We start from the raw sequence: 12,208 nt of genomic DNA, 5'->3' as shown, positions 1-12,208 counted from the left end.
GAGGTGCCGTGCATGAAGCCTCACCGGGCGCGTACCGGGGCCGTGCCGGCCGCCATGGTGCTCGCGCTCATCCTTGCCGCCTGCGGGCAGGCCAAGCTGTCCGGCAGTCATCTGGACAGGAACAACGCCACCCCGCGCAAGAATCAGGCAGTCACCATCGGACTGCTCCTCCCGTCCAGCCAGGCCACCCGCTGGCAGCAGTTCGACCGGCCGCTGATCCAGCGCAGGGTCCACAAACTGTGCCGCGACTGCAAGGTGCGGTATGTGGCAGGCGGAGCGGATGCGGCCGCCCAGCAGCAACAGGCCCAGTCGCTGCTCTCCAGCGGTATCGATGTGCTGATCATCGGCTCCGTCGACTCCAGGGCCGCCCGTCCCGCGGTCCGGCAGGCGACAGCGGCACAGGTGCCGGTCATCGCGTACGACCAGCTGGCCGAGGGACCGATCTCCGGGTATGTCTCGTTCAGCGGCAGGGAGGTCGGCAGGCTGCAGGGCAGGGCGCTGCTGAAGGCGCTGGGTCCCGGGGCGTCCCGGCGCAGCATCGTCATGCTGAACGGGTCACCGAACGACCCGAACTCCTCGGACTTCAAGGACGGGTCTCTGTCCGTGCTCAGGGGCCGGGTGAAGATCGCCAAGGAGTACGACGTGCTCAACTGGAGCCCGGCGGGTGCGTACACCGACATGGCCGCCGCCATCTCAGCCCTCGGGCCCGGTCGCGTCGACGGCGTCTACGCCGCCAACGACGGCCTCGCCTTCGGGGCCATCGCCGCTTTGAAGGCGGCCAACGTCGGCCCGCTGCCCCCGGTCACCGGCCAGGACGCGGACCTGGACGCCGTACGGCGCATCATCACCGGCGAGCAGTACGAGACCGTCTACAAACCCTTCAGCCGTGAGGCCCGTGCCGCCGCCGACATGGCCGTCGCCCTGGGGCGGGGCAGGAGCATCGCCGATATCGCCACCGGGACGGTCAGCAACAGCTCTCTCCAGGACATCCCCTCCGTGGTGCTCAAGCCCCGCTCGCTGACCGTCGCCGACATCGGCATCGTGATCAAGGACGGCATGTACACCACCGATCAGATCTGCACCCACCCATTCCGCTCCGCCTGCGCGAAGGCCGGCCTCCTCGGATAGGCCTCCGCCGGAGGGCAGCCACGCAAGGCAAGGTTCGAGGCAAGGGAAAGCTCACGTGTCGACCACCCCCGTCCTGGCGCTACGCGGCATCTGCAAGCACTTCGGTGCCGTGCAGGCGCTGATCGACGTCGACTTGGAGATCCACGCCGGTGAGGTCGTCGCCCTGGTGGGTGACAACGGCGCAGGCAAGTCCTCACTCGTCAAGGTCATCACCGGTGTCGGGCCGGCCGACGAGGGCGTGATCGAATGGCAGGGCCGTACCGTCCGCATCCTCCAGCCGCGTGACGCCCGCGAGCTGGGTATCGCCGCCGCGTACCAGGACCTGGCGCTGTGCGAGAACCTCGATGTGATCGGCAATCTGTTCCTCGGACGGGAGGTCCGCCGGCTGGGGGTGCTGAACGAGGTGGCGATGGAGCAGCGGACCAGGGAACTGCTGAACACCTTCTCCCTCCACATCCCCGACCTGCGCGTCCCGGTCGCCTCGCTGTCCAGCGGGCAGCGGCAGGGGATCGCGATCTGCCGCTGCCTTCTCGGCGAACCCGAGCTGATCCTGCTGGACGAGCCCACCGCCTCGCTGGGCGTCCAGCAGTCCGTACAGGTCCTCGACTACATCGAGCAACTGCGGGAGCGGGGACTCGGCGTGATGCTCATCAGCCACAACCTCGGTGACGTCAAGGCCGTCGCGGACCGCGCGGTGGTGCTGCGGCTGGGACGCAACAACGGTTTCTTCGATGTCACCACCACCTCTCAGGAGCAGATCGTCTCCTCCATCACCGGTGCCACGGACAACGCGGTGACCCGTCGTGCGACACCGGAGTGGGAGCTGTGACGCCCCCGGAACCGCCCTCGGCCGGCCCATCGTCCGGAGCCACCGGTTCACCCGGCCGGGAGGCCGGGCAGTGGCGCAAGGACCTCGTGGAGGTCGCGCGGCGACGGCTGCGCGGCGGGGAGCTCGGCTCGGCCTCCGTCATCGTCGCCCTGGCCGTGATCTGGGCCGTCTTCGAGAGCCTGGACACCAGCTTCCTCAGCCCGCGCAATCTCTCCAATCTCAGCGTCGACATCGTCGGCACCGGTCTGATCGCTGTCGGCGTCGTGTTCGTGCTGCTGCTGGGCGAGATCGACCTCTCGGTCGCATCGGTCAGCGCCCTGGCCGCGGCCGTGTTCGCGGCGGGCAATGTGCGCTACGGCATCCCCGAAGTACCGGCCGTTCTCCTCGCACTGGCAGTGGGCGCGGCGGTCGGCGCCATCCAGGGCTTCATCGTCGCCAAGGTGGGCGTACCGTCGTTCGTCGTCACGCTCGCCGGGCTGCTGGGCTGGAACGGTCTGACGCTGTACGTCTTCGGCGGGCAGGGCTCCATCATCCTGGACGACAACGGACTGGTCGTCACACTCACCCACTACTACTTCCACGACGTCGCCGTCGCCTACGGCCTGGCGGCGTTCGGTACGGCCGCCTACTTTCTGCTTTCCTACCGCAACGCGCGGCGCCGCAGAGCCGTCGGCGCGCTGCCGACCCGTGGCATGCACGAGATCGCCTTGCGCACCCTCGCGCTCGCCGCTGTCTCCTTCGCCGCCGCCTGGACGCTCAACCAGTTCCTGGGGCTGCCCCTCGCGCTGCTGATCTTCCTTGGATTCCTCGTCTGCCTCGACGTGCTGCTGCGCCGGACGACCTACGGGCGCCGGATCTTCGCCCTCGGCGGCAGCGTCGAGCCGGCCCGGCGCGCCGGCATCGCCGTGGTGTCGGTACGTGTGTCGGTCTTCATGATCTCCAGCACGATGGCCGCGATCGGCGGCCTGTTCCTGGCCTCCCGGATCACCTCCGCCAGTGAGACGGCAAGCTCCGGCAATCTGCTGATGCAGGCCATCGCCGCAGCCGTCATCGGCGGTACCAGCCTCTTCGGCGGCCGGGGCCGCACCTGGTCGGCGCTCCTGGGCATCCTGGTGATCCAGTCGATCGCCTCGGGCATGGCGCTGCTGGGTATCCCGGTGGCCGTCCAGCTCATGATCACCGGCGTGGTGCTGCTCGCCGCGGTCATCATCGACACTCTCGCGCGCCGCACGATGCACGCACACGGCTGGGCCTGAGCGCGCGTGGGCTTCGCAGCTCGTGCTCGACGGCCGACTGCACCGGCGACGGCCGACTCCCCCGGACGGCCCAGTCGCCGACGCGGAAGATGTCACTCCGCAGGGGCGTCCCCCGGCTTCAGCACCTGGCGGATCGCGGTGCCCGCCGCCAGGGACTCCAGGGCCTGGTTGACCTCGGAAGTGGTCAGGCCGAGGGTTCCGGTGTGCAGTTCCTCCACCGGCAGCAATCCGGCCCGCCACAGGCTGAGGAAGCGCGGTATGTCGCGGCTGGGGACGGCGTCGCCCATGTAGGAGCCGAGGAGGGACTTGCCCTCGCCCGCGAAGGCGAGGGCCGGAACCGCCTCCAGCTTCCGGTCCGGCGCGGGCAGCCCCACCGAGACGACTTTGCCGCCCCGGACCACCGCGGCCAGGCATGCCGCCGTCACACCGGGGCTGCCGACCGCCTCGACGGCGACCTCCGCGCCACCGCCCGTCCAGTCGGCCACCGCCGCGGCGGCCTCCTGCGGCGGGCACGCGTGGGTGGCGCCGAGTCGCAGCGCCAGCTCCCGCTTGGCCGGCACGGGGTCCACGGCGACGATGGGCGAGGCGCCGGCTGCTCGCGCGCCCAGCACGGCCGAGAGACCGACCCCACCGAGGCCGAAGACCACCGCGGACTGTCCGGCTCGCAGCTCCGCGGTGTTGAGTACGGCTCCCGCACCCGTCAGCACCGCACAGCCGAACAGCGCGGCGGTCGAGAACGGCACATCGGCAGGGATCGGCGCCAGTGACTCCTGCGCCACCACCGCATGCCGCGCGAACGCGGAGACGCCGAGCTGGTGGTGGACCGTACCGCCCATGGCGTCCCGCAGCAGTGAGGGACCGTGCAGCAGTCCCCCCGAGCCGTTCGCGGCGGCTGCGGGGGCGCACAGTGCCGGCCGGCCCTCGGCGCAGCGGGCGCACCCTCCGCAGCTGGGCACGAACACCATCGCGACGTGTTCGCCCGGCGCGACCCGGCGCACCCCGGGGCCGGTCTCCTCGACGACGCCGACCGCCTCGTGGCCCAGAGCCATCGGCAGCGGGCGCACCCGGTCTCCGTTGACGACGGACAGATCCGAGTGGCAGAGGCCGGCTGCGGCGATCCTCACCAGCACCTCGCCCTCCCGCGGCGGGTGCAGCTCCAGCTCCTCGACCTGCACCGGGTGCGTCGTCCCGTACGGGCGGGCCGTGCTGGTGCCGCGCAGAACGACAGCCGTGGTCTTCATACGGCGCCCTCCGCACAGGGCGCGAGACGTACCACGTCGCGGGATTCCAGCAGCGGTACGACCCTCTCCAGCAGCAGGCTCCGGAAGTGCCCGGTGGCACAGTGCGCGGGGAAACCGGCCTCGGTGTCGTACTCCTCGTACAGGACCACCGTGCGCGGGTCCTCGGTGCCCTGGTGCACCCGGTACTGCCGGTTGCCGGGCTCGCGGCGGGAGGCGGTTGCCATTTCGCCCAGCAGCGCGAGGACCTCGTCCTCCTTGCCGGGCCTGGTGCGGTACCGGGCTATGACGACAAAACTGTGGTGACTGACGAAACTGTCGTGGCTCATGAGGTATCAGCTCTCGGTAGGCGGCGGCAGGGCGTCCCGGGTCAGGTGCCACAGCCGGGGGTCGGAGGTGGCAGCGGCTACGGCACCCATCCGCAGGGCGGCCGTGATGTCCTCGGGTGTCTGCACGAACCCGGCTGCCACATGCGGGGACATCGCCCGCAGCGAGGCGGGCTCCATACGGGCGACGATCGGCGCGGGCATGATCTCCACCAGATCGGGCAGCCCGCGGGCCACGGCGTCCAGGCTTCGGGCGAGGTTGGAGCGGTCGGTGACGAACACCTTCTGCATCGTCAGCAGTCCCAGCGGGCGTCCTCTCTCGATGAGGGAGAGGCGGGTGCTGACCACCCCCGCGGCGCCCATGTGCTTCAGGAACTCCAGTGCGCCGCGGTCCTGGGCCAGTCCCGGGGAGGAGTCGACGTTGACGAAGACGGTGTTGCCGGCCCGGCCCAACGCGGGGACGACCTGGGGCAGTTTGCCCACCGGGACCGAGGCGAGGATGCACACGGAGGTGGGGGCGGTCAGGAAGTCCTTGAGATTCTGGGCGCCGACCACAGAGGCGACGATCGGTACTTTCGCGAACGCGGTGGACAGTCTGCGGTCGAGCGCCGTGGCGCTGGGCCGGGGGTGATCGGTCATGACCTGCCTAGGCTTTCGTCAGCTCAGCGGGGAGATCCCGAAGCGGCTGGGGAGGCCCAGCTTGCCAGGGTTGAGAATGCCGGCGGGGTCCAGCGCCTGCTTCACCGCCGTGAAGGTGGCGAAGCCGTCGCCGAGCGCCTCGGGCAGGTACGGGCCGCGCAGCAGTCCGCAGCCGTGGTGATGGCTGAGCGTGGCACCGTACCGCAGCAGCACGGCGTTGGCCGCGTCCCACACCGACCGGTACCAGCTGCCGCGTTCGGCCGGGTCGACATCGCCGCGCAGCGAGAAGTAGACGCAGGCACCGTCGGTGTAGGCATGCGACTGGTGCGCGGAGGCGGCGAGCGTGCCGGGCACCGATTCGATGGCTGTCACCACCTCGTCGTAGAGACCGGGGAGGTCTCGCCAACGCGCTGCCATCTCCAGGGTGTCGGCGACGAAGCCGGGGGATGCCTTGAAGCCGTCGGAGGACTTGCCGACCAGCATCCGCTCGTCCAGCCACCGGGCGAAGACGCCCTCGCTGTCCAGTTCGGGCCCGTACTCCGCGCACACCTCGCGGCTGACCGCCAGGGCGGCGTCGACCAGCGCCGGATCGCCCTCGTCGGCGATCAGCAGGAGGTTGGTGTCCGGATGGCCGAAGTGCACACCGCTCTCCAGCCGGTCGTAGAGCCGCAGCACGGCCGGGGTGGCGCCGCGTTGCAGGATGCGGCGGCACGCCTCCAGGCCTTGCGCGAACGTCCCGAAGCCGAAGGCGAGCGCCTTGGCGTGGTCGGGCAGCGGATGCACCCGCAGCCGCACCGCGACGATGATGCCCAGGGTCCCCTCCGAGCCGACGAACAACTGGCGCAGGTCCGGGCCGGTGGCGGCGCGCGGGTGGTCGCCATAGGTGGCGCGGGAACCGTCGGCGTGCACGACGTCCACCCCGACGACCATGTCCTCGATCTTCCCGTAGCGGGTGGACAGCTGCCCGGCACCCCGGCAGGCGACCCAGCCGCCCACCGTCGAGAGGGCGAAGGCTGAGGGCCAGTGCCCCGTCGTCACCCCGTGGGTCTCCTGCAACTCCTTCTCGAACAGGTCGCCGAACATGCCCGCTTCGACGTCCACCACCATGGACTCCGCGTCGAAGGACCGGATCCGGTCGAGCCCGCACAGATCGAGCACGACTCCCCCGAAGACCGGCAGCGCGGCGCCGGTGACGTTGCTGCGCCCGGCCGATGCGGTCACCGGCACTTCCGCCTCATGGCAGATCCGCAGCACCGCGGCGACCTGTTCCGCGTCGGCGACCTCCACGACCACGGCGTCCGGCGTGGCCGGCCGGCCCTCCGTCTCCCCGATCATGGAACCGGCCCACCAGTCCCTGGTACGCGCCACGACCTCCTCCCGCTCGGTGTGCACCGCCCGCGCGGCGCGGCGCAGCGCGTCCAGGACCGGGCCGGGGACCTCGACCGGATCCCGTTGCAGCGCAGCCGCCCCGTCGCCGACCGGGGTGCGCTGCGCCCAGGCCGAAGGGCTGGGCGCGCCCACGGTGTAGCGGCCCCGGTTGAAGGGGTGGGTGACGGTCTGGCGGCTGATCATGCGGCTGCTCCTTCGTGGTTGTGGTCACCGGCGCTCCCGGCGACCGCGGAGGCTCCATGGCCCGGGTCACCGAACAGGACGGCTTTCTCATGGCGTACGGCTGTGAGGTACTCGGCCACCTGGCCCTCCACCTGCTGCGGGGTCAGGCCGAGTTCGCGGCCGAGCAGGGCTCCGACCTCGGGCGCCGCCTCCATCGAGGCATCGCGGGCGAACAGCCGGGCCCGCAGCCGCCGGGAGAGCACGTCGTCCACGGAGCGCGCCAGCTCGGCGCGGGCCGCGTAGACGACTTCGGCACGGGTGTAGGGCAGTCCGGCCACCACCGGTTCGGACAGCGAGGGGTCCTCGGCGATCAGATCGTGCACGAAGCGCGCTTCGGTGCCGTAGCGCTCGCCCAGGTGGGCCGCCAGTCCACCGGAGGCGGCCACCGCCTCCGCGTCGTATCCGGCGCCGCCCAGCAGCGGCAGCCGCGCGGTACGGCTCCGGGGAGTCTTGCCCCGGCCGGGCAGGGCGGCCCGGCCCAGCACTCCGAGCACCTTGTCGATGACCAGTTCGCCCATGTGCCGGCTGGTGGTCAGCTTGCCGCCGGTCACGGTGACCATGCCGGTGGGCCCCACGGTGATGTGGTGGTCACGGCTCATATTGAGGGTCGAGCCCTCCTTGCCGCCCACCAGAGGGCGCAGCCCGCCGATGGAGCCCAGCACGTCATCGGGGGTCAGCTCCGCGTCGAACGCGGTACGGGCGCCATCGAGCAGGAACTCCATCTCCTCCCGGGTGCAGTGCACATCGTCCGGCGACCCCTGGTAGTCGGTGTCCGTGGTGCCCAGCACCACCGTGTCGCCCCAGCGGGTGCAGGTGGCCCGGCGGGCCCGGCCCGGTACCGGCACGGTGACCGTGCAGCCGATGCGCAGCTTGTGCCAGGGCACGACGATGTGCACGCCCTTGGCCGGACGGACCTGTCCGGTGTGGTGCGGGTCGGCCATGGCATCGAGCCGGTCGCTCCATACGCCGGTCGCGTTGACGACGGCGTGGGCACGGATGTCGATCTCCTCTCCGTCGATCGTCGCCTTCGCCCCGCAGGCCCGGCCGCCGCTGGTCAGCAGCGCGTCGACGCGGGCGCCGTTCAGCACGGTGGCACCTAGGGCCGCCGCCGTGCGGGCCACGGTGAGGGTGAGCCGGGCGTCGTCGGCGCGGCTGTCGAAATACAGCAGTCCGCCCCTGAGGCTGTCCGCGCGCAGCGTCGGCGCGTGCGCCAGCACTTCGTCGACCGTCAGCCGCTGGTGCAGCTTGCCGATGCGCCAGCCGCCGACCAGGTCGTACGTCCACAGCAGCCCCTCGAATCCCTTGGCGAGCCGCGCGTCGAAGACGCCCTCCCGCTCCAGCACCGGGAAGAGGAACGGCAGCCGGTGCACCAGGTGCGGGGCGTTGCGGCGGAAACGGTGCCGTTCCAGCAGTGAATGGCGGACGAGGTCGATGTTGCCCTGCTCGATGTAGCGCAGGCCCCCGTGCACCATCTTCGACGACTTCGAGGAGGTGCCGGAGGCGAAGTCGTCCCGTTCCACCAGGGCGGTACGCAGTCCGCGGGAGGCCGCGTCCAGCGCGGTGTAGACCCCCGTGATGCCACCGCCGACGACGAGTACGTCGAACTGTTCGTCCGCCAGCTGCCGGGTGAGCCGCTCCCGGTCGAGCAGCAGCGCCGAGTGGCGTGTCGCCCGTGCCGAGCGGCCCGGCCTGCGGGCAGGCATGGTGATCACAATCAACTCCTGGTAGTGCGTTACGGCAGCAGGTCGGCCGCCGCAGGTCGTGCGGTTGCTTCAGATGGGTGGGCACATGCGGGTGCGCACAGCGGGTTCGCTCCGCGGAAGGAGGCGGGCGTTCGGGGTCGTTGGGTCGCGGGCGTCGCGGCACCGTACGGATCAGCGGTGCAGTGCGTGTGCGCGGAACGTGCCGGGCTTCCGGTTGTCAGCCGGGCAGGGCGTCGTCCAGCTGCGCGGCGGACAGGGCACGCCATTCGGAGCGCCACTCCTCCCGCACCGCCGGATCGGTTTCGGGCGCGAAGATGCGGCCGGCCGGCTGCGCGTCCACGACCTCCCCCAGCGACGACCACAGCCCGGCACCGACACCGGCCAGGTAGGCACTGCCCCGCAGGCTCGCCGTGGCCGAGTCAGCGACCCGCTCCAGCTCCATCCCGACCAAGTCGGCCTGTATGTGCAGCAGTTGGTCGCTGGCCGAGACCCCGCCGCCGACGCGGAGCCGGCGCAGCGGCGCGCCCATGGTGGCCGCCACCCCGTCGACCAGGTCGCACACCGAGTGCGCGATGCCCTCCAGTACGGCGCGGGCGATGTCGGCTCTGGTGGTCGCCAGGCTCAGCCCGGTGAGCGCCCCCGTCGCGGCGGGCCGCCACACCGGCACCCGTACCCCGGCGAGCGCCGGGAAGAAGCGCGGGCCGCCGGGCAGGTGCGCGGTGGTGGCGGCCAGCTCGCCGATCTGCTGCGGTGTGTCGAACAGGTGCAGGTCTTCGCAGAGCCAGCGCAGTGCCGAGCCGGTCGTGGCCGCGTACGCCTCCAGGCTGAAGAGGGTGCGGTCGCCCTGCCGCCAGCCCGGCTGGGCCAGCACCCCGGCGATGCCCGGCCGGGGCAGGGCCGGCTGGTCACCGGTCGACACGTCCACGAAGGCGCCGGTGCCGAGGACGCACATCCCCAGTCCCGTCGCCAGCCCGCCCAGCGCCAGCAGCGCGGCGTGCTGGTCCCCCATGGAGGCTGCGATGGGCACCGCGATGCCGAGCGTGCCGGGGTCGGTGTGCCCCAGTTCGGCGTCGTCGGCGCACAACTGCGGCAGCAGATCGAGGGGGAAGCCCTGGTGGGCGATCCACTCGGTGTCCCATGCGTGTTCCCGCAGCAGATAGCCGCCGGTCGAGCCTGCGTTGGAGGCGGTGGTCGCATGGCCGGCGCCGCCGGTGAGCTGCCAGATCAGCCAGGTGTCGACGGTACCGAACAGCAGCCGCCCCTCCCGGTACGCGGCGGCCACCTCCGGCTGCTCGGCCAGTTGGCGGGCGGCCCACAGGAAGGGTGCCCGGGATCCCACGGGCCGTCCGGTGCGCGCCAGCAGGATCTCGTCCCATTCGGCCTCGTACGCCAGCAGGTCCCGGGCATAGCGCCGGTCCTGCCACACCACGGCCTGCCGCAGCGGCAGTCCGGTGATCCGGTCCCAGAGGATCGCGGTGGCGCGTTGCGTGGTCAGTGCGACGGCCCGCACCTCGATGCCGCTGTCGGCGGCAGCCGCGAGAACGTGGCGGCAGACCTCCAGCGTGGCCGTCCAGATCTCCATCGGGTCCTGCTCGACACAGAGCGGGTCGGGATGGCTGACTTCGATCGGCCGGTAGCGGACGTGCTCGACGGTGCCGTCGTCCAGAACGATGCCGGCCCGGGTGCCGGTGGTGCCCTCGTCGATGGCCAGCACCCCGGCGCGTGCGGTGGATCGGGGAGCGGAGGCGGTCACGGCTGCGCCTCCCCCGCGCGGACGGCCGGGTTCCGCTGTGGTGGGACCTCGGCCGCTTCGGGCAGCGGCTGTACCCGCTCGTCCGGGGATGCGGTGGCCTGGATCGGGTCCCACTTGACGGTGAGGCACGTCAGCATGCCGAGCAGCGGGACGACGGACAGCACCAGGAAGGTGCTGCCGAGCCCCAGCGCCTCCTTGATCTGCGGAAAGACATACAGGCCGACGACTGAGCCGACGCTGCCGATCATCCCTGTGACGCCCGTGCCGAGAGCGCGTACATCGCTGGTGTACGACAGGGCGGCGATGGATTTCCCGTTGGCGCCCGGGCCTGCCGAGTGACACAGGATGAACAGCACCGGCAGACAGAACGCCACCACCAGCGGCGCCTTGCCGAAGGTCAGCCCCATCAGCACCAGCGCGCCGAACACTCCGCAGAAGCCCCACGCCGAGCTCATCCGCAGGCCCAGCTTGCGGCCGAGAAGAGCGGAGGCGAGCCCGCCGGCGATACCGACCGCGTTGAAGACCATCGAGCCGACCGTCGCCTTCTCGAAGCTCTCCCCGAAGATCGTCAGGCTGATCACGGGCAGATACCAGCCCACCGCGAAGTACTGCAGGGCCTGCGCCAGGGAGATCACCGACGACAGCACGGTCCGCGGCAGATAGGCCCCGCGGAACAGCACCCCGGCATCCCGGAACCCCACAGGGCGCGGTTCGGAAGCCGCCTGCTTGTCCTGTGCGGGACGCGCCGTGCCGGCCGCGGGCTCAGCCACGGCGTCCAGTGCGTACATGCGGCGCAGATTCCGCACCGCCTCCTCCAGCCGGCCCTTGCTCGCCAGCCATGCGGGGCTCTCCACCAGGAATGCCCACTGGAGCACCAGCAGTACGGCGGCTATCACCCCGGCCGAGCCCAGCGACCAGCGCCAGATGTCCTGGCCGACGTCCAGGTGGTAGAAGCCGAGCGCCAGCGCGAGATTGCTGGTGGTCGCGACGTACCAGACGGCCTGCCACAGGTTGAGGCGTCCGCTGCTCGCCTTGGGCGTGTACTCCGCGAGCAGTGCCATCGCCACGGCGAAGTCCACCCCGTAGGCGACGCCGACCAGGACGCGGCCCAGCCAGACCGTGGTGAAGTCGCCGGAGAAGGCGGCGAGGAGTGCGCCGGCCACCGCGAACACCTTCGCGGCCAGCAGCGGCGGCACCCGGCCGATCCGGGAGGCCGCCCAGCCCCCGACCGGGTTGAAGAGGATCGCCAGGAACGGTGCCGTCGCCGTCAGCACCGAGATCTGGGTGCTGGTGAGGTGCATCTGGTCGGTCATGGGGCCGAGGCCCGCGCTCAGTGCCGCATTGGCGTACGCGTCGAGGAAGAGCCCGCCGAAGGCGAGATACCACGACAGCCGCGCCCGCCCGCTGACGGTTTTCAGCCCGTCGACGAGCGCGACGACGTCGGCGACGCCTCTGACGCCGACTGCCCCTGGTCTGCTGCCTGAGACGCTCGGTGGTTGTGCCATCATCCCGCCTTTTCAGGAGGACCTGTCCGATGGCACAACGCGAGGAATGCAGACACAGCGGAGCCACCGACAGGTGGTCTGTGTCTGTGCCTGCCAAAAAACTACGGGTGAACCGTAGGGAAGTCCGTCAAGGACTGGTCGTACAGCGAGAAGTTAAAAGCGCAAGACCAGTTTTCGTCAAGAGTCGCGGGAAGATTTCTCCGGCCTGCGGATGAGGCAA

10 protein-coding genes are annotated in these 12,208 nt (G+C 71.1%); 3 read left to right on the top strand and 7 right to left on the bottom strand.

The features are described 5' to 3' along the window. The first annotated feature begins 12 nt into the window (after positions 1–12). Genes ITI46_RS06490 through ITI46_RS06480 form a run of 3 tightly spaced genes read left to right on the top strand, consistent with a single transcriptional unit; the run spans position 13 to position 3,213 of the window. Positions 13–1,128 (top strand): sugar ABC transporter substrate-binding protein, encoded by a 1,116-nt coding sequence (locus tag ITI46_RS06490; protein ID WP_209238431.1) that lies wholly within the window; start codon positions 13–15, stop codon positions 1,126–1,128. A 55-nt stretch (positions 1,129–1,183) separates the two neighbouring features. Beyond that, positions 1,184–1,957, top strand: coding sequence for an ATP-binding cassette domain-containing protein (locus tag ITI46_RS06485; protein ID WP_209238430.1), 774 nt, complete (start codon positions 1,184–1,186; stop codon positions 1,955–1,957). Continuing rightward, positions 1,954–3,213 (top strand): sugar ABC transporter permease, encoded by a 1,260-nt coding sequence (locus ITI46_RS06480; protein WP_372451854.1) that lies wholly within the window; start codon positions 1,954–1,956, stop codon positions 3,211–3,213. The genes ITI46_RS06485 and ITI46_RS06480 overlap by 4 nt, the downstream gene beginning before the upstream one ends. Positions 3,214–3,305: 92 nt before the next feature. Here the strand turns inward: ITI46_RS06480 and ITI46_RS06475 are convergent, their stop codons facing one another. The 7 genes from ITI46_RS06475 to ITI46_RS06445 all read right to left on the bottom strand — a co-directional run bounded on the left by ITI46_RS06475 (position 3,306) and on the right by ITI46_RS06445 (position 11,988). Further along, a complete protein-coding gene (locus ITI46_RS06475) occupies positions 3,306–4,454 on the bottom strand; it encodes an alcohol dehydrogenase catalytic domain-containing protein (protein WP_209238428.1) in 1,149 nt (382 codons plus the stop codon). Further along, on the bottom strand, positions 4,451–4,780 hold the full coding sequence (locus ITI46_RS06470) for a putative quinol monooxygenase (RefSeq protein WP_209238427.1): 330 nt from the start codon (positions 4,778–4,780) through the stop codon (positions 4,451–4,453). The genes ITI46_RS06475 and ITI46_RS06470 overlap by 4 nt, the downstream gene beginning before the upstream one ends. 6 nt (positions 4,781–4,786) lie before the next feature. Next, positions 4,787–5,416, bottom strand: a complete 630-nt coding sequence (locus ITI46_RS06465; RefSeq protein WP_209238426.1) for a glycerol-3-phosphate responsive antiterminator — start codon at positions 5,414–5,416, stop codon at positions 4,787–4,789. Between the two features lie 18 nt (positions 5,417–5,434). Next, positions 5,435–6,988 carry an FAD-binding oxidoreductase gene (locus tag ITI46_RS06460; RefSeq protein ID WP_209238425.1) on the bottom strand — a complete coding sequence of 518 codons (1,554 nt, stop codon included), beginning with the start codon at positions 6,986–6,988 and terminating at the stop codon, positions 5,435–5,437. Further along, positions 6,985–8,739, bottom strand: a complete 1,755-nt coding sequence (locus tag ITI46_RS06455; protein ID WP_209238424.1) for a glycerol-3-phosphate dehydrogenase/oxidase — start codon at positions 8,737–8,739, stop codon at positions 6,985–6,987. The genes ITI46_RS06460 and ITI46_RS06455 overlap by 4 nt, the downstream gene beginning before the upstream one ends. Positions 8,740–8,947: 208 nt before the next feature. Next, positions 8,948–10,483: an FGGY family carbohydrate kinase gene (locus tag ITI46_RS06450; RefSeq protein ID WP_209238423.1), complete on the bottom strand. Its 1,536-nt coding sequence runs from the start codon at positions 10,481–10,483 to the stop codon at positions 8,948–8,950. Beyond that, complete coding sequence (locus ITI46_RS06445) at positions 10,480–11,988, bottom strand: MFS transporter (RefSeq protein WP_372451853.1); 1,509 nt, start codon at positions 11,986–11,988, stop codon at positions 10,480–10,482. Before ITI46_RS06445 ends, ITI46_RS06450 begins: the two co-directional genes overlap by 4 nt. Between the last annotated feature and the right edge of the window lie 220 nt (positions 11,989–12,208).

It is taken from the genome of Streptomyces oryzae, from assembly GCF_017676365.1.
GTDB lineage: Bacteria > Actinomycetota > Actinomycetes > Streptomycetales > Streptomycetaceae > Streptomyces > Streptomyces oryzae.
This window is presented reverse-complemented; position numbering and strand designations above follow the sequence as displayed.

What these genes read in the sequence shown, in the direction of transcription:
- ITI46_RS06490 (WP_209238431.1), top strand. Translation starts at nt 13, where the DNA reads ATGAAGCCTCACCGGGCGCGTACCGGGGCCGTGCCGGCCGCCATGGTG.
- ITI46_RS06475 (WP_209238428.1), bottom strand. Translation starts at nt 4,454, where the DNA reads ATGAAGACCACGGCTGTCGTTCTGCGCGGCACCAGCACGGCCCGCCCG.
- ITI46_RS06470 (WP_209238427.1), bottom strand. Translation starts at nt 4,780, where the DNA reads ATGAGCCACGACAGTTTCGTCAGTCACCACAGTTTTGTCGTCATAGCC.
- ITI46_RS06465 (WP_209238426.1), bottom strand. Translation starts at nt 5,416, where the DNA reads ATGACCGATCACCCCCGGCCCAGCGCCACGGCGCTCGACCGCAGACTG.
- ITI46_RS06460 (WP_209238425.1), bottom strand. Translation starts at nt 6,988, where the DNA reads ATGATCAGCCGCCAGACCGTCACCCACCCCTTCAACCGGGGCCGCTAC.
- ITI46_RS06445 (WP_372451853.1), bottom strand. Translation starts at nt 11,988, where the DNA reads ATGGCACAACCACCGAGCGTCTCAGGCAGCAGACCAGGGGCAGTCGGC.